A 21,966-nucleotide genomic window follows, 5' to 3' on the forward strand; every position below is an offset into this window, starting at 1 on the left:
GAGCGGGCAGGCTGGAGTACGCGTGATGTCCCTCCCCAGCCCGGCCGAGGAGGTTCCCTTGTGCGCCTGTCCCGCAGCCTGGCCCCAGTGACCCTCGCCGTCGCACTCGCCCTCTGCGCGCCGTACGAAGCGATGCCCCACGCGCGCGTGGCCGAGGAGACCTCGTCGCCGTTCGGCGCCGAGTGCCGTACCAGTGTCAGCGGATCCCATGTGGTCGCCCACTGCCACAACGCCTATGTCGACATCGACCGGGTGCGGCTGCACATCGAGTGCGACCGCTGGTGGGACCTCGACACCGACAGCACGCCGGTGGACATCGGTCCGGCGACGACAGTGCGGCTGGCCGGCCGGTGCTGGAAGGAGATCCGCTCGGTGTGGATCAGTCACCAGCGGCTGTGAGCCGCCCCTGGCGGCAGCCGAGCGGGTAGCTCGCCGCCTCGGTGGCCGCCGTCTCCGCGTCGCCCGCGCGGATCGCCTCCATCAACCGCGCATGGTCCATGTACGTCTCCGGCGTCAGCTCCTCGCCCACGTCGTCGCGCAGCCAGTCCCGCAGGACTTCGCCCAGATCGGCGTACATCGCCGTCATGACGTCGTTGTGCGAGGCCGCCACCACGGCCAGGTGGAACGTGGCGTCCGCGGTCACGAAGGCCTCCTTGTCGCCGGACTCCCACGCCTCCTCGCGGCGCCGCAGCAGCGTCTCCAGCTGCCGCAGGTCCCGCTCCGTACGCCGTTCGGCGGCCAGCTTCGCCGCGCTCGACTCCAGCGTGGCCCGCAGCTCCGCGATGTGCCGCGGGTCGGCGTCGGCGAAGCGGCGGTGCATCACCCCGGCCAGTTCGCTGGTGGCCACGACATAGGTGCCCGAGCCCTGCCGGATGTCCAGCAGGCCGTTGTGCGCGAGCGCCCGGACGGCCTCGCGGACGGTGTTACGCGCCACCCCGAGCTGCTCGACCAGCTCGGGCTCGGTGGGGATGCGCGAGCCGACCGGCCACTCGCCGGAGGTGATCTGATGCCGCAGCGCGGCGATGACCTGCTCGGACAGCGCCGAGCGACGGGGATGGCTCAGGGGCATGGCTCACCTTCGCACGTCCGTGACCGCCGCGGGCCACCCGGGAATGGACAACCAATCATCCCATGATTCTATGATGGTCGGCATGGCAGCCGAGGAGACGCACACGAAGACACCCACGAGGACCCAGACCCGTACGCGGACCGGTACGACGGAACGCGACCCGGCGACGAGTGAGGCCACGCGCGCGTTGACGGGTTGGCCGATGCGTCTGCTGGTCGTCGGCATCGTGCTGTCCGCCTTCAACCTCCGCCCCGCCATCACCAGCCTCGGCGCGCTGCTCGAGGAGGTCCGCGACGGGCTCGGCATGAGCGGCAGCGTGGCCGGACTGCTCACCTCCGTGCCGCCCCTGTGCTTCGCCGTCTTCGGCGTCACCGCCCCGCGCCTGGCCCGCCGCTTCGGACCCGCCGCCGTGGTGTGCGCCGGCATGGCCGCCATCGCCACCGGCCTGCTCGTACGGCCCTTCGCCGGCAGCACGCCCGCCTTCCTGGCCGCCAGCGCGCTCGCCCTCATGGGCATCGCGGTCAGCAACGTCCTGATGCCGGTCATCGTCAAGCGCTGGTTCCCCGACCGCGTCGGCTCCATGACCGGCCTGTACTCCATGGCCCTGGCCCTGGGCACCTCCACCGCCGCCGCCGCGACCGTCCCGCTGACCGACGCCCTGGGCGGCAGCTGGCAGACGGGTCTCGCCGTGTGGTCGGCACTCGCCGTGGCCGCCGTACTGCCGTGGATTCCGTTCGTACGGGGCCGGGGTGCGGGTTCCGCCGCAGAGGCGTCGGGGGCAGGGGACCGGGGGGAGGCCCCTGCCGCCGAGGCTCCCGCGCGGGATGCGGCTTCGGGCAAGGCGGCACACGCGCGTGGGGAGGCGGGGCCGGCGCGGCTGCGCATCACCCGCAGCCGTACCGCGTGGGCGCTGGCCGTGTTCTTCGGGCTCCAGGCGACGGCCGCGTACATCACCATGGGCTGGATGGCGCAGGTCTTCCGCGACGCGGGTGTGGCCGCCTCCACCGCGGGTGTGCTCCTGGCCGTGACGATGGTGATGGGCGTGCCGCTCGCCTTCGTCATCCCGCGGCTGGCCACCCGGCTGCCCCAGCAGGGCCCGATCGTCCTCGCGCTCGGTGTCTGCGGCCTCGCCGGATACGCCGGCCTCTACTTCGCCCCCGCGGGCGGCGCCTGGGCCTGGGCGGTGCTCCTCGGCATCTCCAACTGCTCCTTCCCGCTGGCCCTCACCATGGTCGGGATGCGTGCCCGCAGCGGGCCCGGCGTGGCCCAGCTGTCGGCCTTCGCCCAGAGCACCGGCTACCTGATCTCCATCCCCGGCCCGCTCCTGGTCGGCATCCTCTACCAGCACACCGGCGGCTGGGGCGTCCCCATCGCCCTCATGGCCGCGCTGATGCTGCCGCAGATGGTCGTCGGCTGTCTCGCGGGCCGCGACCGCACGGTGGAGGACGAGGCGGCGGTCTGAGCCGGGGCTCAGGGGTGGTGCTCCGACCCCGAGGCGTGGGCCCGGACGCGGGGTGCGAGACTTGCGGTATGCCTGTGCTCGACCCGAACCCCCAGAACGGCCAGAAGAAGATGCTGATCGTCTTCGGCTCCTTCTTCGCCATCTTCGTGATCATCGCCGTCATCGCGTCGATCGCCGCGCCCTGAGCCCGGCCTGGCCCGCCCGTGGTGGGGCTAGCCCCACCATCCCCTAGGGGGTGAGGCTCAGGGTCAAGTGGGTGGATCACCGGATGGGTTGAGGGCCATGGAGCCCGTAGCTTCGAAGTGTGGCCGCGAGAGGCGGACCACGGACCGTTCGAGAGGCTGCGGAGGCACCCATGTCGGCCCCCACGCACACCAGGCCCCACCCGGCGATCACGGGCGGCGTCGGCACCCGCCTGCCCTGGTGGGCCCTCGCGCTGCCCACCCTCGCCTTCATCGCCCTGTTCGCGCTCATACTCAACCCCTCCGAGGCCCACGCCACGACCGGCGGCGAACCGGCCGTGGCCCAGCTCGTGGAGCGCGCGCAGCAGCTGCTCACGCTCGGGCACTAGGCCCCGTCAGGGCCGTTCGCAGCGGTGTTCGGAGTGGTCATCCGAGCGGTGTTCCGAGCGGTGTTCCGAGCTGGTGGGACGCCTGCCAACTCCCTGCGCCTCATGGCATCTTTCATGCGAAGCTGGGACGCATGAGCGTCGCAGAAGCCCGCAGGATTGTCCTCTTCCGGCACGCGAAGGCCGACTGGCCACCGGTGAACGACCATGAGCGGCCGCTCGCCGAGCGGGGCCGCTTGGACGCCGCAGCCGCCGGCCGCAAGCTGGTCGACACCGGCATCCCCTTCGACCTGGCCCTGTGCTCCACCGCGACCCGGACCCGGGAGACCTGGAAGCTCGCCGTCCATGAGTTCCCGCACCGCCCGAAGACCGTCTACGAGGAGCGGGTCTACGAGGCGTCTCCGGGCGAGCTGATCGCCCTGCTCAACGAGACCCCTGACGACGCGCGCAACGTCCTGCTCATCGGCCACAACCCCGGCGTGCACGGCCTGGCCGACATCCTCTCCGGCACGGTCGAGGGCGACGCCGCCGAGCGGATGACCCGCCGCGGCTTCCCCGCCGCCGCGTACGCCGTCCTGTCCTTCGAGGGCTCCTGGAAGTCCCTGGAGCCCGGTGTCGGCACCCTGCTCGACTACTGGGCGCCGACGGACTGACCACCCGCACGCACCAGGGGCCCGGCACCGCAGCGGCACCGGGCCCCCGGAGGCGGGTCCGGCTCAGTCCACGAGGTGCGTGTCCGCCGCCTCGACCTCTTCGCGCGTGATGCCCAGCAGGTAGAGGACCGTGTCCAGGAACGGCACGTTCACCGCGGTGTGCGCGGCCTCCCGCACCACCGGCTTGGCGTTGAAGGCGACCCCGAGCCCGGCCGCGTTCAGCATGTCCAGGTCGTTCGCACCGTCGCCGATCGCCACCGTCTGCGACAGCGGCACGCCGGCCTCCGCGGCGAACCGGCGCAGCAGCCGCGCCTTGCCCGCGCGGTCCACGATCTCGCCGGTGACCTTGCCGGTGAGCTTGCCGTCGACGATCTCCAGCGTGTTGGCCTGGGCGAAGTCCAGCCCGAGCCGCTCCTTGAGGTCGTCCGTGACCTGGGTGAAACCACCCGAGACGACGCCCACCTGGTAGCCGAGCCGCTTCAGCGTGCGGATCAGCGTCCGGGCGCCCGGGGTCAGCCGGACCTCGCTGCGGACCTTGTCCACGACCGAGGCGTCCAGCCCCTTCAGCAGCGCCACGCGCGCGTGCAGCGACTGCTCGAAGTCCAGCTCTCCGCGCATCGCGGCCGCCGTCACCTCGGCGACCTTGTCCTCGCAGCCGGCGTGCGCCGCGAAGAGCTCGATCACCTCGTCCTGGATGAGCGTGGAGTCGACGTCCATGACGACCAGCCGCTGGGCGCGCCGGGTCAGCCCCGCCGCGACGACCGCGACATCGACGCCGAGCGCCGCCGCGTCCGTCACCAGCGCGGTGCGCAGCGGCTCGGTCTCCACGCCGGAGACCGCGAACTCCACCGCGGTCACGGGGTACTTGGCCAGCCGGAAGATACGGTCGATGTTGCCGCCGGCCTTGGTGATCCGCGCGGCGATCGCGGCGGTCGCCTCCGCGGTGAGCGGATGCCCCAGCACCGTCACCAGGGACCGGCCGAGCCCGCGCGGCCGGTTGTCGCCGAGGCCGGAGATGATCTCCGCCTGCATCTTCATCGACTCGGCCCAGCTGTGCACGGTCGCCCGCAGATCGCCCTCGATCCCGTGCGGCGGCTCGGTGACGAGGGCGCACAGCACGATCCGGCCTCGGGTGACGACCTGCTCGATGTCGACCACGTCGACCGAGTAGGCGGCGAGGGTGTCGAAGAGTCCGGCCGTGATGCCCGGCCTGTCCTTGCCGAAGATCTTGACAAGGAGGGTGGGGACGTCAGAGGGGGTCTGCGATGCACTCATGGTGCTCCCACCGTATCCGGCACCCAGTGCCGCGCGCCCCCGAGGTCCGCCTGACGGACACGGAACACCGCGTGTCCGTTCGGTGTCGGGCACCGGGCGCGGAGGCGACACCTGGATTTCCCTGGTCGATCATCTCCATGTGCCCAGGGGCCGATCGGGCGACACGGGCTCCCCGGCACCTTCCCCCTGCGGTCCCGGCCGACCCGTGCGCCCACGTCATCGCCCCCGGGGTGGCGGCGGCGGCCCGGGCGGAGGCGGGGGCCCTTCCTCCGGCGAGGTCGGCGGCCGCTTCCCACGGTCACCCGGACGCCCGGGCCCACGCGGCCTCGGCTCAGCGGGCTGCGCCACGGTGGGAGCCCCGTAGAGATCACCGGCACCCCCAACCCCTTCTCCCGCACCCCCGGCCTCCTCACTCGTCTCCACCTCCGACCACATCACCATGCGCCCCGCGTCCGTCTGCGCCCCCTCACCTCCGGCCTCCGGCCACACCACCCGCCCTTCCACCTCCGGCCGGGCGCCCTCCGGCGCCGCCCGCACCCCCTCCGGGAACCGCAGATACGGGTTGGTCGCAGGGTTGGGCTCCCGATAGGGCGCACCCGGCGAATACGGTCCCGGTGCCCCGGGCGTGGACGAGTACGGCCCCGCCGCCCCGGGCGTTGGCGGGTACGGTCCTGCCGACCCGGGTCCGGGCGGGTACGGCCCCGCCGCCCCGGGCCCGGGCGAGTACGAACCCGCGGACCCAGTCTCCGGCGAGTACGGCCCCACCGCCCCGGGCGTCGGTGGGTAGGGTCCTGCCGATCCGGGCGTTGGCGGGTACGGTCCTGCCGACCCGGGTCCGGGCGGGTACGGCCCCGCCGCCCCAGCCCCAGGCGAGTACGAACCCGCGGCCCCAGACCCCGACGAGTAAGCCCCCGCCACCCCAGGCGCACCAACCTCCGGCGAACGCCGCGTCTCCCTCCGTACGTCACCGAGTGCCAAGGCCGCCGCCCTCCGCCCCGCGGCCCCGCATCCCCAGGCCAACAGAGCACCCGCGGCCCCGGCCCCCGCACCCCACGCCGCGCCCAGCAGCAGTGCCACGCCGAGCCGCCCCTCCAGGCGCACCCCGGAGCTCACCGGCAGCGAGGCGCCCACGGACACCTCCACCAGCGCGGCCAGCAGGGGCAGCGCCGGCGCCGTCACGACCCCGAGCCGCAGCGCGCACACCCCGGCGAAGCGAAGGGCTCCGCCGCCGGGCAGGTCCCCGGCCCCCGCCGCGGTCGGCGTGCGTACCCCCACCAGAACCCCCGCCAGGAGCATCAGCAGCGCCGCGGCCACGCCCAGCAGCCACACCCGTCCGTCCAGCTCGGCCAGCCGGGGCAGGGTCACCGGCCGGTCGGAGTCGACGAGGAGGTCGTCCAGCGGGTCGGGAAGGAAGCGGGACATCAGGCCCGTGGCGTCGCCGTCGAAGGGGACGAAGAGGCCGATCGGGAGGCCCAGCCACACGCCGTTGGGTGCGCCCAGCAGGGCCGCGCCGGCGATGCGGCGAGGGTGGTCGTCGTCGAGGGCGGCCCACCCCGCGGCCGCCCACCCGGCGGCGACGGCGACGAGCAGCACGGTCACGAGGGCCGAGACGGACGGCCGTACGACCCGGTGCACCACGGCGAGCCGGGCCGGCAGGGGAGTGCGGCGCGAGGCCAGCAGGGCGATGAGCAGCACGCCGGCGGCCCAGCAGGCGCCGCCCAGCAGCGTGGGCACGGTGTCGACGCCGAACTCGACGGAGGCCTTCGCGTCGATCAGGTCCCCGACCCGGTCCGGCAGCAACCCGTCGAGGTCACCGAGGCCGGGGACCTCGACCCCGCCCGAGGGTGCGTCGATCGTGATCACATCGTGTCCCGCCCACACCGGCAGGCCCAGCGTCGCGACGAACAGCGCCACCATCGAGCCTGCCCGCGCAAGGAGTTCGGCCGGGGAGACCACAACTCCGGCCGCTCGCAAGGATCGTAGGAAGAACCAGGACAAAAGGAGCGCACCGACCAGACTGACGCCCAGTGGCGTGATCTCGACGGCCGCCGGCCCCTCAGGTCCCGCCGGCCCGAACGCGGACGCATCACCGGAAGACGTCACCGAACCACCGGCACCGAGCGCCACGACCGCCGCCGTCATCGGCCCGAGTTCGCCCCGCGTGTCCGCGTCCAGCAGGTGCAGACCGAGCCCGGCCGTCGTCGCCATACCGATCAACGCCCAGCTCACAGCGGCGATCGCGGACAGCAGGACATCGATCCAGGGCACCTTCGTGTCCGTCCGCACGGCCTCGGTACGCATGGCAGACCCCCCGACCCGCGGCACGGCGCGAACGTCGCGCATGTCCCGCTCGCCTGGAATACCACTCTCCGGGCAGGTTTCAACCCCCGTCAACGGCAAAGCGTCAGTGCGCTGTACGCGGTCTTCACAAGGCCCGACTTTCGGTCAGGGGGCCGCTACTGAAATAGTTCCCCCCGATGTTCGACATCCCTAGACTCCCTGCGACGGGGGTAACTCGGGGGACAACTCAGTGGGGCATGGAGTGCCGGAACTCGTACTGGAATCAAACGGACGGACCTGGACGCTGGATCCGTCCCGGTCGTACACACTCGGACGCGATCCGCAGGGAGACGTCGTGTTCGACGACGCCAGGGTCTCCTGGCGGCACGCCACGATCAGCTTCAACGGCGGCAGTTGGGTCATCGAGGACCACGGCAGCACCAACGGCACCTTCGTGCAGGGGCAGCGGATCCATCATCTGGAGATCGGCCCGGGCACCGCGGTGCACCTGGGCAACGCCACCGACGGGCCGCTCGTCGGCCTGACCGGCGCCGCGGCCGGCGTCGGCGCACCACAGGCGCAGCAGCCGCAGCAGCAGCCGTACGCGGCACAGGGCGTGGCCCCGGGCGCGGCGCAGGGCGCGGGCCCCGGCTGGGCCGCCCAGCAGGCCCCGCAGCAGGCGCCCCCGCAACAGGCACCGCAGCAGCAGGCCCCGCAGCCCGGCTGGCAGCAGCCGCCGCAGCAGCCCGCCGCGCAGGTCCCGCACCAGCAGGGCGCGGGCGCGCCGCCGGTCTACGGCGACCGCAGCCCGACCACGTTCCACCAGTTCTCCATCGGCCGCGTGATGCGGATCGGCCGTGCGCTGGAGAACGAACTCGTGGTCTCCGACCTGCAGGTCTCCCGCCACCACGCGGAGTTCCACTCCACGCCCGACGGCCGTATGGAGATCCGCGACCTCGGCTCCCACAACGGCACCTACGTCAACGGTCAGCCGATCGCCAAGGGCGGCTCCGCGCTGCTCGGCCCGGCCGACATCGTCGGCGTCGGTCACTCCACGTTCCGTATCGTCGGCGACCGCCTCGAGGAGTTCGTCGACACCGGTGAGGTCTCCTTCTCCGCCCGCCATCTGACCGTCACGGTCGACGGCGGCAAGCAGATCCTCAAGGACGTCTCCTTCGGCGTCCCCGAGAAGTCGCTCATCGCGGTCATCGGCCCGTCCGGCTCCGGCAAGTCCACCCTGCTCAAGGCGCTCACCGGCTACCGGCCCGCCAACCAGGGCGAGGTCCTCTACGACAACCGGAACCTCTACAAGCAGTTCGCCGAGCTGCGCCAGCGCATCGGTCTGGTCCCGCAGGACGACATCCTGCACAAGGAGCTGACCGTCAAGAAGGCCCTGAAGTACGCGGCCAAGCTGCGCTTCCCGGCCGACACCACGGCCGCCGAGCGCGAGGCCCGTATCGATGAGGTGCTGCGCGAGCTCAAGCTCGACATCCACAAGGACAAGAAGGTCACCTCCCTGTCCGGCGGCCAGCGCAAGCGCGTCTCGGTCGCCCTGGAGCTGCTGACCAAGCCGTCGCTGATCTTCCTGGACGAGCCCACCTCGGGCCTCGACCCGGGCATGGACCGCGATGTGATGCAGCTGCTGCGCGGCCTCGCCGACGACGGCCGTACCGTCCTCGTCGTCACCCACTCGGTGGCCGAGCTGGCGATCTGCGACAAGCTCCTGGTGATGGCGCCCGGCGGTTCGGTGGCCTACTTCGGCCCACCGGAGGAGGCGCTGAACTTCTTCGGCTACGACACCTGGGCCGATGTCTTCTCCGCCTTCGAGAACTACCGCGACTACGACTGGGCGGGCCGCTGGAAGGGCTCGCAGCACTACCAGATGTACGCGGCCGACATCGACGCCGTCGCCCCGCAGGCCGTACAGATGCCGGCCATGCAGGCGATCAGGCCGCCCAAGCCCCAGGGCTGGATGTCGCAGTTCATCACGCTCGTACGCCGCTACGTCTCGGTGATCGTCTCCGACAAGGGCTTCCTCGCCCTGATGGTGATCCTGCCGGCCGTCCTCGGCGCGGTGAGCCTGCTCATCGACCCCGACCGGGGTCTGCTGCCCAACCCGCCCAACCCGCAGTCCGGGCGGATCATCCCCAACGGCACGGCCACCACCGTCCTGCTGATCCTCTCCGTCGGCGCCTGCTTCGCGGGCGCGGCCAACTCCGTCCGTGAGCTGATCAAGGAACGGGTCATCTACGAGAGGGAACGTGCGACGGGCCTGTCGCGTTCCGCGTACCTGATGTCCAAGGTGTTCGTGCTCGGCATGATCACCGTGCTGCAGGGCCTGCTGGTCGGCGTGATCGGCTTCGCCACCCGCGAGATCCCCGAGGAGGGCCTCGTCCTCGGCGGCGCCACCCTCGTCGAGCTGTCCCTGCCGATCATGGCGCTGGGCTTCACCTCGATGATGTTCGGCCTGATCATCTCCTCGCTGGTGAAGACCGCCGAGAAGACCATGCCGCTGCTGGTCATGTTCGCGATCATCCAGGTCGTCTTCACCGGCTGCCTCTTCGCCCTGAACGGCACGGTCGGCGTCAACCAGTTCTCGTATCTGATGCCGTCCCGCTGGGCGGTCGCCGCCGCCGGCGCCTCGCTGGACTTCAACCGGATCAGCCCGCCCGAGGAGGGCGCCGACACCGACCCGCTGTGGGAGCACTCGGTCGGCGCCTGGAGCCTGGACATGGCCGCCCTCATCGTGCTCGGCGTGATCTGCGGCTTCTTCGTGGCCCGCTTCCTGCGCCGCCACGAGCCCGAGGTCATGCGCAAGTAGGTCCCACAAGAGCAAGAGCTCATACGCATACGCCGCAGGGCGGCACCCCGTCAGTTGGGTGCCGCCCTGCGGCGCACACGTGGTGAGGTCCGCGCCGGCCTCAGTACGCGCTGTTCACATTGTCGATCGAGCCGTAGCGGTCGGCCGCGTAGTTCGCCGCGGCGGTCAGGTTGGCGACCGGGTCGTACTGGCTCCAGGCCGTGCCCGGGACGTGGTACGCGTCGAAGGTCGGCTTGATGATCTGGAGCAGACCGATCGACGGGACGCCGTTCTGGGCGTTGATGTCCCAGTTGTTGATCGCGTTCGGGTTGCCCGAGGACTCCCGGATGATGTTGCGGTACAGGCCGTTGTAGGTACCCGGGATGCCCTTGTCGTGCATGATGTCCAGGGCGTGGCGGATCCAGCCGTCCAGGTTGTTCGCGTAGGTCTTCGCGGCGACCGGCTGCACCTTCGGACGCGCGGCGGACCGGCTCGCGGCCTTCTTCGCGGCACGCTCCTTGGCGGCCTTCTCGGCGGCGGCCTTCGCCTTGGCCTCGGCCACGGCCTTCTTCTTCGCCGCGGCCTCGGCCTTCGCCTTGGCGGCAGCGGTCTCGGCGGCCTTGTGCTGGGCCTCGATGGCCTCGACCTTCACGCTCGCGGCGGCGAGCTGGTCGGTCAGGGTCGCCTTGACGTCGGTGACCTTCTGCGAGCCGTAGGCCACGGGAGCCGCGGCGGCGGCCTCGTCCGTGGTGGTCTCGCCGCCCGCGGGGATCACGGAGAACGCGAGCGCTGCGGCGCCGAGGGTGGCGACACCGGCGAGCGCGAGCTTGTGGGTCTTGGTCAGCGTGCGACTACGACCGGGGTTCTGGGTGTTCTTGGGCATGGCGGGATGGACCTCTTCGAATAGCGCGGAGGTCGCTCTTCGTCCGGCGGGGGAACCTCTTCGTCCGGCGGGGCGCGGGTGCTTCCCACACGAACGCCGCGGGCGGAGACCCGCGGCGCTGAGCGACGTGAGCCATTGTTAGCGGCCGCAAAAATCCCAGGCAAAGGTGTGACGTACGATCCCCGATAGTGGATCAGGGAATGGCAAAACGGGACAGACCGGGCCGTCTGTCCCGCTCGGGCGGGTGACCGCGTCTCCTACGCGCCTTCGTACGTGACCTGCGCCCTATGCGCGGGCTCACACCGTCGCCACCCCCGTCTCACCCTCAGTTGCCGCTGCAACGCCCAGCGTGAGCGGCCTCCTCCCGCAGGAGGAGATGCACGTCCCCGAACTCGTGCCAGAGGTAGCGCTCACGCAGCGCCTCCTCATACGCGCGGCCGACCGAGGCCCGTCCCGCCACCGCCTCCAGCATCAGCAGATGCGAGGCCTCCGGCTCGTGCAGCCCGGTCAGCAGACCGTCCACCACGCGTACGCCGCGCTCCGGCGTGACCACCAGATCCGTCCACCCCCCGGCCGCCCGCACCACCCCGTCGGGACCCGCCGCCGACTCCACGGCCCGCACCGCCGTCGTCCCCACGGCCACGACCAGTCCGTCCCCCGCCCGCACGGCGTTGATCAGCCGCGCCGATGCCTCCGGCACCGAGAACCGCTCCGGATACGGCGGCTCGTGCACCTCCGCGGACGCCACCCCCGTGTGCAGCGTCACCGGCGCGAACTGCACCCCACGGCTCACCAGCTCCGCCACCAGCCGCGCCGTGAAGGGCCGCGCCGCACTCGGCATCTCCGCGCTCCCGGCCCCGTCGGGCGACGGCAGCGCGAACACCGTCTGATAGACGGACAGCGGCTGATCCCGCTCCGTGTAGGAGTAGCGGATCGGCCTCCCGTGCCGACGCAGCAGCCCCACGACGTCCGGATCGGAGGGACGCGCCCACCACAGCCGCTCCCCGCGCCCGCTCAGCGGCCCCTCCAGCACCAGCCGCCCGCCCCCGGCCAGCCCTACGACCGCCCCCGCCGGCCCTCCGGCACGCGCACGCGTGGCGCCCCGCCCGTCCGGCTCCCGCAGCTCGACCGCCCAGCGCCCGTCGTCCCCGTGCGTGGAGAAATGCACCACCACACGCGTGTGCCCGATCCACCCGTCCACCGCCGCCGCCAGCGTCGGCGAGGTGTTCACCACCAGCAGATCCCCCGCCCGCAGCAGCCGCGGCAACTCGGCGAACGCATGGTGCGACACCGCACACCCCCGCGACACCAGCAGCCGTACGTCGTCCCGGTCCAGCCCCGGCCCCCGCTGCTCGGCCGGCACCCGCGCGGACAGCTCCGCCGGAACGCGCAGCGCCAGGCTCACCGCGAAGCCAGCAGCGCCGGCGCGCTGTACCGCCCGCTCGGCGGACGCTCGTCCAGCAGCCTCAGCAGCACCGGCGCCACGTCCTGCGGCTCCGGCGTCCCCGACAGGTCCTCATCCGGCTCGGCCGCGGCCAGCATGTCCGTGCGCATGCTGCCCGGGTCCACCCACCACACCCGCAGCCCGGACTCCTCCACCGCCAGCACCGCCGACAGCTGGTCCAGGGCCGCCTTCGTCGCCCCGTACCCGCCCCAGGTCCGGTACGCCTCCACCGCCGCGTCCGAGCTGACGTTCAGCACCGCCCCGGCCGCCGCCTGCCGCAGCAGCGGCAGAGCCTCCTGTACGAGGCCCAGCGGGGCCACCACGTTCGTCTCCAGCACGGCCCGGAACGCCTCCAGCGGATGCTCCTCCAGCGGCACCAGCGGCTCCACACCGAGGATCCCCGCGTTGTTGACCAGCAGATCGACACCGCCCAGCCGCCAGGCCGCCGCCACCAGCTCGGCGCGGTGCCGGGCGTCCGTGACGTCCCCGGCCAGGGCCGACACGCGCGTGCCGTGGATCGACAGCGTGTCCGCGGCCTCCTTCAGCCGACCCGCGTCCCGCCCGTCCAGGACCAGGTCCCAGCCCCGTGCGGCCAGCACGCCGGCGAGTGCCCGGCCCAGCCCCCTCGACGCCCCCGTGATGATCGCCACCGCCATGACACCGTCTCCCTCGTCCCGTACGCCGCCGACCGGCGCTGGTCCCAACGTAGGAACGGGGCCCGCCGCGCCACCTCGGACGCGGGACGCAAGGAAGCGGGGCCCTTCGCCCTAGGACCGGCGCCCTAGGCGAGGGCCGTCACAGGTCGGATCCTCGCTGTCACACCCCGCCGGTACCGTGAGGACATGAGTCAAGGTCATCGGTCCGGCCTCGCCGCGGTCAGCTCCGCGCTGCTGGCCATGAGCAGGCACCTGGAGGTGCGCGACGTCCTCAAGACGATCGTCGCCTCCGCCCGTGAGCTGCTCGACGCGCAGTACGCCGCGCTCGGCGTGCCCGACGACCACGGCGGCTTCGCCCAGTTCGTCGTCGACGGCGTCAGCGACGCCCAGTGGAAGGCCATCGGCCCCCTGCCCCGCCAGCACGGCATCCTCGCCTCGATGCTCCACGAGGCCACACCGCAGCGCCTCGCCGACGTCCGCAAGGACCCCCGCTTCGAGGGCTGGCCCTCCGCGCACCCCGACCTGTCCGACTTCCTCGGCCTGCCCATCCGCGACGGCGACGAGATCATCGGGGCGCTGTTCCTCGCCAACAAGAACTGCGGGAAGCCCGAGGGCGGCTGCGGCTTCACCGCGGAGGACGAGGATTTGCTCGGCATCCTCGCCCAGCACGCGGCGATCGCCCTGACCAACGCCCGCCTGTACGAGCGCAGCCGCGAGCTGACCATCGCCGAGGAGCGCTCCCGCCTCGCCCACGAGCTGCACGACGCCGTCAGCCAGAAGCTGTTCTCCCTGCGCCTGACCGCCCAGGCCGCCGCCGCCCTCGTCGACCGCGACCCCGCCCGCGCGAAGGGCGAGCTCCAGCAGGTCGCCGCCCTCGCCGCCGAGGCCGCCGACGAACTGCGCGCCGCGGTCGTCGAGCTGCGCCCCGCCGCACTCGACGAGGACGGCCTCGTCGCCACCCTGCGCGACCAGACCCACGTCCTCGACCGCGCCCACACCGCGCGCGTGACCTTCGCGAGCCACGGCGTACGCGCCCTGCCCGCCGCCCAGGAGGAGGCGCTGCTGCGCGTGGCCCAGGAGGCCCTGCACAACGCGCTGCGGCACTCCGGCGCCGAGCATGTCGACGTCAGCCTCGACCGACAGGGCAGCGGCGCGGTCCTGCGCGTCACGGACGACGGCAGCGGCTTCGAACCCCGTACGGTCCGGCGGGCGGGACGCCATCTGGGCCTGGTCTCCATGCGGGACCGCGCGAGCGGCGTCGGCGGACGCCTCACAGTGGAATCGGCGCCCGGAAAGGGCACCACGGTCGAGATGGAGGTCCCCGGTGGCTGACGCAATCAAGGTGCTGCTCGTCGACGACCACCAGGTCGTCCGCCGGGGACTGAGAACGTTCCTGGAGGTGCAGGACGACATCGAGGTCGTCGGCGAGGCCGCCGACGGCGCGGAGGGCGTCGCCCGCGCCGAGGAACTGCGCCCCGACGTCGTCCTCATGGACGTGAAGATGCCCGGCATGGACGGCGTCGAGGCCCTGCGCAGACTCCGCGCGCTGGACAACCCCGCGCGCGTGCTGATCGTCACCAGCTTCACCGAGCAGCGCACCGTCGTCCCGGCCCTGCGCGCGGGCGCCGCCGGATACGTCTACAAGGACGTCGACCCCGACGCCCTCGCCGGCGCCATCCGCTCCGTCAACGCCGGCCACATCCTGCTCCAGCCCGAGGTCGCCGGCGCTCTGCTGTCCCAGGAGGAGACGGGGCCCGGCCAGGGCCGAGGCGGCTCGCTCACCGAGCGGGAGCGCGAGGTGCTCGGCCTGATAGCGGACGGCCGCTCCAACCGCGAGATCGCCAGGGCGCTCGTGCTGTCCGAGAAGACGGTCAAGACCCACGTCTCGAACATCCTGATGAAGCTCGACCTGGCGGACCGCACCCAGGCCGCGCTCTGGGCGGTACGCCATGGAATGGCCGGTTGATCCAGGCTGAGATTCATACCGTCGTGGGAATGTCACCCGGATGGCGCATCCTCCGTGGATCTCCGGCGTTCTCCAGTGCGTGTTGCGGCGACCGCCGCGGCAACCGCAAGGGAGGGCTTGAGAACAGTGAAGAACCTGAAGAAGGCAGCGGCCGTGACGATGGTGGCCGGCGGTCTGGTGGCCGCCGGAGCCGGGATGGCCTCCGCCACCGAGGCGCACGCCCACGGCAAGGCCGAGCACTCTCCGGGCGTCCTCTCGGGCAACCTCGTCCAGGCCCCGGTGCACATCCCGGTGAACGCCGTGGGCAACAGCGTGAACGTGATCGGTGTGCTGAACCCGGCGTTCGGCAACCTGGGCGTGAACCACTGAGCCGCACCGCGATCAGCTTGTCCGTTCAATGATCCGAACGGGCAGTTCATGAGGGCGTTCCGTGCCGTTCACGCCGGACCCGGCGTTGATCAGCGTACGACCCGCGGCCGGGTCGGATTCGTACACGCAGGAGGAACCCTTCCCATGAACATCGCCAAGAAGGCCGCTGTGGCCGTCGCCGTCGCCGGTGTCGCCGCGGGCGCGTCCGCCGGTGCCGCTGTCGCGTCCAGCCATGCCGAGGGCGCGGCCGTGAAGTCGCCGGGCGTCGCCTCGGGCAACCTCGTCCAGGTGCCCATCCACATCCCCGTCAACGTGGTCGGCAACACGGTCAACGGCATCGCCGCCCTCAACCCGGCATTCGGCAACACGGGCGTCAACGACTGACGCCTGCGGCGGAAGAGCGGCCCCTCACATCCAGGGCGATGTGAGGGGCCGCTCCGTTGCCACGACGGTCTCGCGCCGTGGGGCTACGGGTCGTGGTCCGGCTGCGGGCCGTGGGTGGCCGGTCGCGCAGTTCCCCGCGCCCCTTGGGGCACTGCCCGCCGAGCCGCGAGCATGCGCAGCCAGGTCTCACCGAATGCCGCGCTCCCGCTCCTCCACATACGCGTTGTACGCCGACACCTGCGCCCGCCGAGCCGTCCGCTCCACCGGCCGCAGCGCGGCCCCCCGCGCCGCCATCTCCGAAGCGCTCACCGCACCCCCGTGCCCGTGGTCGTAGGCGAGCGAGACCAACAGCCCCACCCGCTGAGCCAGCTCCAGGACGCGCACAGCCCGGGGCGGATACCCCGGCGCCAGCACCTCCCGCCCCCGCTCCGCCCGCGCCCGGTACGCGCCCAGCGCCGCCTCGGCCACCGGCCCCGACGCCGCCACATCCAGCCGCGTCAGCACCTCGGTCGCCTCCCGCAGCGCCTCCGCCAGCTCCCGCTCCGCCTCGCCCAGCGACGGCACATCGGCCGGCGGCGCCTCCCGTACGGCAAGGCAGTGCCAGACCACCTCGACATGCACATCACCCTCGGGCCCGGCCTCGTACACCTCCGGTACGAGCCCCAGCGCGGCCCCGTGACAGACGACGGCCTCCTCCGCCTCCAGCGCCCGCGCGTTGAACTCCGGCGGCCCGCTCAGCCCCAGCGGATGCCCCGGCGCGGGCAGCGCCACCCGCAGCCCGGCCACCCCCAGCGCCCGCAGACGCCCCAGCGCGAGCGTCAGACCCACGGGCGCCGACTCACCCGGCAGCCCCTCCACCCGGTGCACGGCGTCCTCCCCGACGATCGCCGACACGGCGTCATCAGGCGAGACAAGACCGGCAAGAAGGGCATTTCCCCAAGCGGCAAGGCGACCAGAGCGCGGTTCCGAAAGCATGCCTCCACCCTAAGGAACGCCCAAGCACGGGACCGATGGAACGGCCCGCCCGACCAGTGGCGTAGATTTCTTCGAGGGCTGCGCCCACCGGCGCGGCGCTACGAGCCACAGGCGTACGCGACAGCCGAGACCGGCCACACTGCAAGGGGAGACAACGCGCTCATGAGCGATGTTCTGGAGCTTCAGGACGTATCCGTGGTCCGTGAGGGCCGGGCTCTGGTGGACCAGGTCTCCTGGTCGGTCAAGGAGGGCGAGCGCTGGGTCATCCTGGGCCCCAACGGCGCCGGCAAGACCACCCTCCTCAACGTCGCCTCGAGCTACCTCTACCCCAGCAAGGGCACCGCCACCATCCTCGGCGAGACCCTCGGCAAGCCCGGCACCGACGTCTTCGAACTGCGCCCCCGCATCGGCATGGCGGGCATCGCCATGGCCGACAAGCTCCCCAAGCGCCAGACCGTCCTGGAGACCGTCCTGACCGCCGCGTACGGCATGACCGCCACGTGGCAGGAGGACTACGACGAGGTCGACGAGCAGCGCGCCCGCGCCTTCCTCGACCGCCTCGGCATGAGCGACTACCTGGAGCGGAAGTTCGGCACCCTCTCCGAGGGCGAGCGCAAGCGCACCCTCATCGCCCGCGCCCTGATGACCGACCCCGAGCTGCTCCTCCTCGACGAGCCCGCCGCCGGCCTCGACCTCGGCGGCCGCGAGGACCTCGTCCGCCGCCTCGGCCGGCTCGCCCGCGACCCGATCGCCCCTTCCATGATCATGGTCACGCACCACGTCGAGGAGATCGCCCCCGGCTTCACCCACGTCCTGATGATCCGCCAGGGCAAGGTCCTCGCCGCCGGTCCGCTGGAGCTGGAGCTCACCTCCCGCAACCTCTCCCTCTGCTTCGGCCTCCCGCTCGTCGTCGAGCAGGTCGGCGACCGCTGGACCGCCCAGGGCCTGCCGCTCTCCTGATCGCCAACCGCCCCGTCGCGCGGACCCGTTCACGCCCTGTCGGCGGCCGGAGCACGGACCTACCATGACCCTGTGAACGACATCGACGCATGGGTGTGGTGGCTCGTCGGCGCGGCCGCGCTCGGAATCCCGCTCGTGGTCACCGCGATGCCGGAGTTCGGCATGCTCGCGGTGGGCGCCGTCGCCGCGGCGGTCGTGGCCGGCTTCGGCGGCGGCGTGGTCCTCCAGGTCCTCGTCTTCCTCGCCGTCTCTGTCGCCCTCATCGCCGTCGTACGGCCCATCGCGACCCGGCACCGCACCCAGCGCCCCCAACTCGTCACCGGCGTGGAGGCGTTGAAGGGCAGACAGGCCGTCGTCCTGGAACGGGTCGACGGCTCCGGCGGCCGTATCAAGCTCGCGGGCGAGGTCTGGTCGGCCCGCGCCCTGGACACCGACCGCAGCTACGACGTGGGCGACGCGGTCGATGTGGTGGACATCGAGGGAGCCACGGCGATCGTCATGTGATCTTGTCAGCCAAGGTATGGCGCAACTGAACCGAACACCCCCCGGGGTACGCGACGGTCTGTCAGACTCGACCAGCAAGATCTTCGACAAACATAAGATCTGCCGAAAGCGCCGAGGCGAGAAGGGTACGGGGAACGACGATGGAACCGATCATCATCGTCCTGGTCATTCTGGTGGTGTTGGTCTTCATCGCCCTGATCAAGACGATCCAAGTCATCCCACAGGCCAGCGCCGCCATCGTCGAGCGCTTCGGCCGCTACACACGCACCCTGAACGCGGGCCTCAACATCGTCGTCCCGTTCATCGACACCATCCGCAACCGCATCGACCTGCGCGAACAGGTCGTGCCGTTCCCGCCCCAGCCGGTGATCACCCAGGACAACCTGGTCGTCAACATCGACACCGTCATCTACTACCAGGTGACCGACGCGCGGGCCGCGACGTACGAGGTCGCCAGCTACATCCAGGCCATCGAGCAGCTCACGGTCACCACGCTCCGCAACATCATCGGCGGCATGGACCTGGAGCGCACCCTGACCTCCCGCGAGGAGATCAACGCCGCCCTGCGCGGTGTCCTCGACGAGGCCACCGGCAAGTGGGGCATCCGCGTCAACCGCGTCGAACTGAAGGCCATCGAGCCGCCCACCTCCATCCAGGACTCGATGGAGAAGCAGATGCGCGCCGACCGCGACAAGCGCGCCGCCATCCTCCAGGCCGAAGGTGTCCGCCAGTCCGAGATCCTGCGCGCCGAGGGTGAGAAGCAGTCCCAGATCCTGCGCGCCGAAGGTGAGGCCAAGGCAGCGGCGCTCCGCGCGGAAGGCGAGGCCCAGGCCGTCCGCACGGTCTTCGAGGCCATCCACGCCGGCGACCCCGACCAGAAGCTCCTCAGCTACCAGTACCTCCAGATGCTCCCCAAGATCGCCGAGGGCGACGCCAACAAGCTCTGGATCGTCCCCAGCGAGATCGGCGACGCCCTCAAGGGCCTCTCCGGCGCCATGGGCAACTTCGGCGCCCCGAAGCCGAGTTCGGGCAACGGCACGGAGCGCACGGAGAAGCCCAGCATCGACTGACGTGCCTTTGAGGGGCGCGGGGAACTGCGCGACAAGCCACAACGGACGGAATGCCGGGGACAAACAGTCAGCCCAACGGCGAGACGATCAGGCAGCGTCCACGGTGAGCCAATCAGGCAGCGCGGCAAACTCCTCCGCCCCCAGAGCCAGCAGCATCGCATCCTGAGGGCTCGGCTCGAACGGCTCCCGCAGCAGAGGCATACCCGCCTGCTCGGGAGTCCGGTCCGCCTTGCGGTGATTGTCCTCCGCGCAGGAGGCCACCGTGTTCAGCCAGGTGTCCCGGCCCCCCTGAGCCCGAGGCACGACGTGGTCCACGGTCGTCGCCCTGCGCCCGCAGTACGCGCACCGGTGCCGGTCCCTGACCAGCACACCCCGCCGAGACCACGGAGCTTGTCTTCGGAAGGGCACCCGTACGTACCTGCACAGCCTGATCACCCGCGGCGCCGGTATGTCGACCTCGGCTCCTCGCATCCGCAGCTCGGGGTGGGACTGCTCGACCACGGCCTTGTCCTGGAGCACCAGAACGACGGCTCGGTTCAACGTCACCGTCGACAGCGGCTCGAAGCTCGCGTTCAGCACCAGCGTGTCCCGCATACCAGCCCACCTCCCGTGCGCAGCGGCCCACCCCCCTGGCGGGCTGCGATCAACTCTGGCCGGGCACGCCGAGATGGACAACGCAATAAAAAGTGCCCGCCCCCGATCAATTCCATGACCGGGGGCGGGCAAACGTTCCATGAACGTCAGTCTTCGGCGGGCACCTCGTACTCACCGACGAGCTGGGCACGCGCGAGCGTGTGGAACCGCAGGTTGAAGCCGACGGCGGCGGGCGAGGTGTCCGAGTCCGGACCGAGCTTCTCCTGGTCCACGGCGTACACCGTGAACACATACCGGTGCGGCCCGTCCCCGGGCGGCGGCGCGGCACCGCCGAAGTCCTTCGACCCGTAGTCGTTGCGCACCTGTACGGCGCCCTCCGGCAGCCCGTCGAACTTGCCGGTGCCCGCACCCGCCGGCAGCTCCGTCACGGAGGCCGGGATGTCGAAGACACTCCAGTGCCAGAACCCGCTGCCCGTGGGCGCGTCCGGGTCGAAGCACGTGACGGCGAAGCTCTTGGTCTCCGGCGGGAAGCCCTCCCACCGCAGCTGCGGCGAGGTGTTGCCGGCCGCGTAGACCTGAGCCTCCTTGAGCGTCGCCCCCTCCTGGACGTCCTCGCTCGTGACCGTGAACGACGGCACGGGCGGATGGAAGTCATGGGGGAGCGGCCGCCGCTTGAGCTCGGTCACCTCGGTACCTCCTGATCGGTTCCTGCAGTCGGAACCGAGCCTAGAACCAGTTGCGCTTGCTGCCGACCTCGGACAGCCACTGGTTGAGGTACGCCGCCCAGTCGGTCCCCTGATAGTCGTTCAGACCGACCTGGAACGAGCGGAACGTGTCGCTGCCCTCGCCGAACAGACCCGGCTTCTTGTCCATCTCCAGCACCACGTCCATGGCCTGAGCGTCGGCGACGAAGCTCAGCTCCACCTGGTTCAGCCCGCGGTACTGCTGCGGCGGGAAGAACTCGATCTCCTGGTAGAACGGCAGCGTCTGCCGCGTCCCGCGGATGTGGCCGCGCTCCATGTCGGCGCTCTTGAACCGGAAGCCCAGCTGGATGAACGCGTCCAGGATCGCCTTCTGCGCCGGCAGCGGATGCACGTTGATCGGGTCCAGGTCGCCGGAGTCCACCGCACGCGCGATCGCCAGCTCGGTCGTCACACCGATGTGCATCCCGCGCAGCGTCTGACCGTCGATCGTGGTGACCGGCGTCTCCCACGGGATCTCCAGCCCGAACGGCACCGCGTGCACGGCACCCGCCTGAAGCTCGAAGGCACCGCCCAGCTGCTGCTTGGTGAACTCGATGTTCTGCTTGTACTCCTGGTCCTGGCCCTCGACCTCGACCTGCGCCTGGAGCCCGACGGACAGCCCCTCGATCTGCTGGCTGACGTTGCCGCCCTGGATGCGCACCTCGCCCTGGACGACACCGCCCGGCACGACGTTGACCTCGGTCAGCACCGTCTCCACCGACGCACCGCCGGCACCCAGGCTCGCGAGCAGCTTCTTGAACCCCATGACTCTCCTTGTGACGAGTGGACCCTTGTCCCGGACCCTTGTCCCCTAGAAACGCGATCCGGCCGTGGCCGGTTCCGCCTGCACTACTCTCGGACGGCGTGATCGCGAGCCCCGACCGTACGCCCCTGCCCCGAGACTTCTTCGACCGCCCCGTTCTCGACGTGGCCCCCGACCTCCTCGGCCGCATCCTCGTGCGCCGCACCCCGGACGGTCCGATCGCCCTCCGCCTGACCGAGGTCGAGGCCTACGACGGCCAGGACGACCCGGGCTCCCACGCCTACCGCGGGCGTACCCCCCGCAACGCGGTGATGTTCGGACCGCCCGGACATGTGTACGTCTACTTCACCTACGGCATGTGGCACTGCATGAACCTCGTCTGCGGCCCCGAGGGCAGGGCGAGCGCCGTCCTGCTCCGCGCGGGAGAGATCGTCGAGGGCGCCGAACTGGCCCGGACCCGTCGACTCTCGGCCCGCAACGACAAGGAACTGGCCAAAGGCCCCGCCCGCCTCGCCACGGCCCTGGACATCGACCGCACCCTCGACGGC

At 71.5% G+C, this 21,966-nt stretch carries 24 protein-coding genes (1 of these 24 cut by a window edge); 14 read left to right on the plus strand and 10 right to left on the minus strand.

Annotated elements, in window-relative coordinates; genetic code table 11:
* Positions 1-60: 60 nt before the first annotated feature.
* Positions 61-399: a hypothetical protein gene (locus RKD23_RS29445; protein ID WP_424856441.1), complete on the plus strand. Its 339-nt coding sequence runs from the start codon at positions 61-63 to the stop codon at positions 397-399.
* Here the strand turns inward: RKD23_RS29445 and RKD23_RS29450 are convergent.
* The gene (locus RKD23_RS29450) at positions 380-1,069 is read right to left on the minus strand and encodes a FadR/GntR family transcriptional regulator (RefSeq protein WP_424856442.1); all 690 of its coding nucleotides are present in this window, start codon (positions 1,067-1,069) and stop codon (positions 380-382) included. The genes RKD23_RS29445 and RKD23_RS29450 overlap by 20 nt on opposite strands.
* Before the next feature lie 70 nt (positions 1,070-1,139).
* Between RKD23_RS29450 and RKD23_RS29455 the strand changes: the two genes are divergently transcribed.
* The 4 genes from RKD23_RS29455 (at position 1,140) to RKD23_RS29470 (ending at position 3,752) form a co-directional block, all read left to right on the plus strand.
* Positions 1,140-2,531 (plus strand): CynX/NimT family MFS transporter, encoded by a 1,392-nt coding sequence (locus tag RKD23_RS29455; RefSeq protein WP_424856443.1) that lies wholly within the window; start codon positions 1,140-1,142, stop codon positions 2,529-2,531.
* A 68-nt stretch (positions 2,532-2,599) separates the two neighbouring features.
* On the plus strand, positions 2,600-2,716 hold the full coding sequence (locus tag RKD23_RS29460) for an SGM_5486 family transporter-associated protein (RefSeq protein ID WP_086169366.1): 117 nt from the start codon (positions 2,600-2,602) through the stop codon (positions 2,714-2,716).
* Between the two features lie 170 nt (positions 2,717-2,886).
* Positions 2,887-3,102, plus strand: coding sequence for a hypothetical protein (locus RKD23_RS29465; RefSeq protein ID WP_424856444.1), 216 nt, complete (start codon positions 2,887-2,889; stop codon positions 3,100-3,102).
* A gap of 131 nt (positions 3,103-3,233) precedes the next feature.
* Positions 3,234-3,752, plus strand: a complete 519-nt coding sequence (locus tag RKD23_RS29470; protein ID WP_424856445.1) for a SixA phosphatase family protein — start codon at positions 3,234-3,236, stop codon at positions 3,750-3,752.
* A 63-nt stretch (positions 3,753-3,815) separates the two neighbouring features.
* On the opposite strand, the gene serB is transcribed toward RKD23_RS29470, so the two are convergent.
* Together serB and RKD23_RS29480 are read right to left on the minus strand one after the other, a co-directional pair.
* Positions 3,816-5,027 carry a phosphoserine phosphatase SerB gene (gene serB, locus RKD23_RS29475; RefSeq protein WP_424856446.1) on the minus strand — a complete coding sequence of 404 codons (1,212 nt, stop codon included), beginning with the start codon at positions 5,025-5,027 and terminating at the stop codon, positions 3,816-3,818.
* Positions 5,028-5,243: 216 nt separating this feature from the next.
* Positions 5,244-7,328, minus strand: a complete 2,085-nt coding sequence (locus RKD23_RS29480; protein WP_424856447.1) for a streptophobe family protein — start codon at positions 7,326-7,328, stop codon at positions 5,244-5,246.
* A gap of 241 nt (positions 7,329-7,569) precedes the next feature.
* Here RKD23_RS29480 and RKD23_RS29485 point away from each other — a divergent pair, with 241 nt between their 5' ends.
* Entirely contained in the window at positions 7,570-10,128 is a 2,559-nt protein-coding gene (locus RKD23_RS29485; RefSeq protein WP_424856448.1) for an FHA domain-containing protein, read from the plus strand.
* 100 nt (positions 10,129-10,228) lie between these two features.
* Here RKD23_RS29485 and RKD23_RS29490 read toward each other — a convergent pair whose 3' ends face one another.
* From RKD23_RS29490 to RKD23_RS29500, 3 genes are all read right to left on the minus strand, one after another.
* Positions 10,229-10,990 (minus strand): transglycosylase SLT domain-containing protein, encoded by a 762-nt coding sequence (locus RKD23_RS29490; protein WP_424856449.1) that lies wholly within the window; start codon positions 10,988-10,990, stop codon positions 10,229-10,231.
* A gap of 325 nt (positions 10,991-11,315) precedes the next feature.
* Positions 11,316-12,395: an S-adenosylmethionine:tRNA ribosyltransferase-isomerase gene (locus tag RKD23_RS29495; RefSeq protein WP_424856450.1), complete on the minus strand. Its 1,080-nt coding sequence runs from the start codon at positions 12,393-12,395 to the stop codon at positions 11,316-11,318.
* The gene (locus RKD23_RS29500; RefSeq protein ID WP_424856451.1) at positions 12,392-13,090 is read right to left on the minus strand and encodes an SDR family NAD(P)-dependent oxidoreductase; all 699 of its coding nucleotides are present in this window, start codon (positions 13,088-13,090) and stop codon (positions 12,392-12,394) included. Before RKD23_RS29500 ends, RKD23_RS29495 begins: the two co-directional genes overlap by 4 nt.
* 186 nt (positions 13,091-13,276) lie before the next feature.
* Here RKD23_RS29500 and RKD23_RS29505 point away from each other — a divergent pair, with 186 nt between their 5' ends.
* From RKD23_RS29505 to RKD23_RS29520, 4 genes are all read left to right on the plus strand, one after another.
* Entirely contained in the window at positions 13,277-14,422 is a 1,146-nt protein-coding gene (locus RKD23_RS29505) for a GAF domain-containing sensor histidine kinase (RefSeq protein ID WP_424856452.1), read from the plus strand.
* Complete coding sequence (locus RKD23_RS29510; RefSeq protein ID WP_424856453.1) at positions 14,415-15,056, plus strand: response regulator; 642 nt, start codon at positions 14,415-14,417, stop codon at positions 15,054-15,056. Before RKD23_RS29505 ends, RKD23_RS29510 begins: the two co-directional genes overlap by 8 nt.
* 126 nt (positions 15,057-15,182) lie before the next feature.
* Positions 15,183-15,425 (plus strand): chaplin ChpE, encoded by a 243-nt coding sequence (gene chpE / locus RKD23_RS29515; protein ID WP_404036302.1) that lies wholly within the window; start codon positions 15,183-15,185, stop codon positions 15,423-15,425.
* Between the two features lie 144 nt (positions 15,426-15,569).
* Positions 15,570-15,809, plus strand: a complete 240-nt coding sequence (locus RKD23_RS29520) for a chaplin (protein ID WP_424856454.1) — start codon at positions 15,570-15,572, stop codon at positions 15,807-15,809.
* A 186-nt stretch (positions 15,810-15,995) separates the two neighbouring features.
* On the opposite strand, the gene RKD23_RS29525 is transcribed toward RKD23_RS29520, so the two are convergent.
* Complete coding sequence (locus RKD23_RS29525; RefSeq protein ID WP_424856455.1) at positions 15,996-16,784, minus strand: hypothetical protein; 789 nt, start codon at positions 16,782-16,784, stop codon at positions 15,996-15,998.
* 162 nt (positions 16,785-16,946) lie between these two features.
* Between RKD23_RS29525 and RKD23_RS29530 the strand changes: the two genes are divergently transcribed.
* The 3 genes from RKD23_RS29530 to RKD23_RS29540 all read left to right on the plus strand — a co-directional run bounded on the left by RKD23_RS29530 (position 16,947) and on the right by RKD23_RS29540 (position 19,318).
* Entirely contained in the window at positions 16,947-17,744 is a 798-nt protein-coding gene (locus tag RKD23_RS29530; protein ID WP_424856456.1) for an ABC transporter ATP-binding protein, read from the plus strand.
* A gap of 72 nt (positions 17,745-17,816) precedes the next feature.
* Positions 17,817-18,248: an NfeD family protein gene (locus RKD23_RS29535; protein WP_424856457.1), complete on the plus strand. Its 432-nt coding sequence runs from the start codon at positions 17,817-17,819 to the stop codon at positions 18,246-18,248.
* A 140-nt stretch (positions 18,249-18,388) separates the two neighbouring features.
* Positions 18,389-19,318 carry an SPFH domain-containing protein gene (locus tag RKD23_RS29540; RefSeq protein ID WP_404033757.1) on the plus strand — a complete coding sequence of 310 codons (930 nt, stop codon included), beginning with the start codon at positions 18,389-18,391 and terminating at the stop codon, positions 19,316-19,318.
* 87 nt (positions 19,319-19,405) lie between these two features.
* Here the strand turns inward: RKD23_RS29540 and RKD23_RS29545 are convergent, their stop codons facing one another.
* From RKD23_RS29545 to RKD23_RS29555, 3 genes are all read right to left on the minus strand, one after another.
* Positions 19,406-19,912, minus strand: coding sequence for an HNH endonuclease (locus RKD23_RS29545; RefSeq protein ID WP_424856458.1), 507 nt, complete (start codon positions 19,910-19,912; stop codon positions 19,406-19,408).
* Between the two features lie 146 nt (positions 19,913-20,058).
* Entirely contained in the window at positions 20,059-20,598 is a 540-nt protein-coding gene (locus RKD23_RS29550; RefSeq protein WP_424856459.1) for a YbhB/YbcL family Raf kinase inhibitor-like protein, read from the minus strand.
* Between the two features lie 40 nt (positions 20,599-20,638).
* Positions 20,639-21,421 (minus strand): sporulation protein, encoded by a 783-nt coding sequence (locus RKD23_RS29555; RefSeq protein WP_424856460.1) that lies wholly within the window; start codon positions 21,419-21,421, stop codon positions 20,639-20,641.
* A 98-nt stretch (positions 21,422-21,519) separates the two neighbouring features.
* Between RKD23_RS29555 and RKD23_RS29560 the strand changes: the two genes are divergently transcribed.
* Positions 21,520-21,966: the 5' portion of a DNA-3-methyladenine glycosylase gene (locus tag RKD23_RS29560; RefSeq protein WP_424856461.1), read on the plus strand. It continues 204 nt past the right edge of the window; 447 of the gene's 651 nt are visible here — the first part of the coding sequence; it begins with the start codon at positions 21,520-21,522; its stop codon lies off the right edge, out of view.

The organism is Streptomyces sp. SAI-170, from assembly GCF_049739565.1.
Taxonomy (GTDB): domain Bacteria; phylum Actinomycetota; class Actinomycetes; order Streptomycetales; family Streptomycetaceae; genus Streptomyces.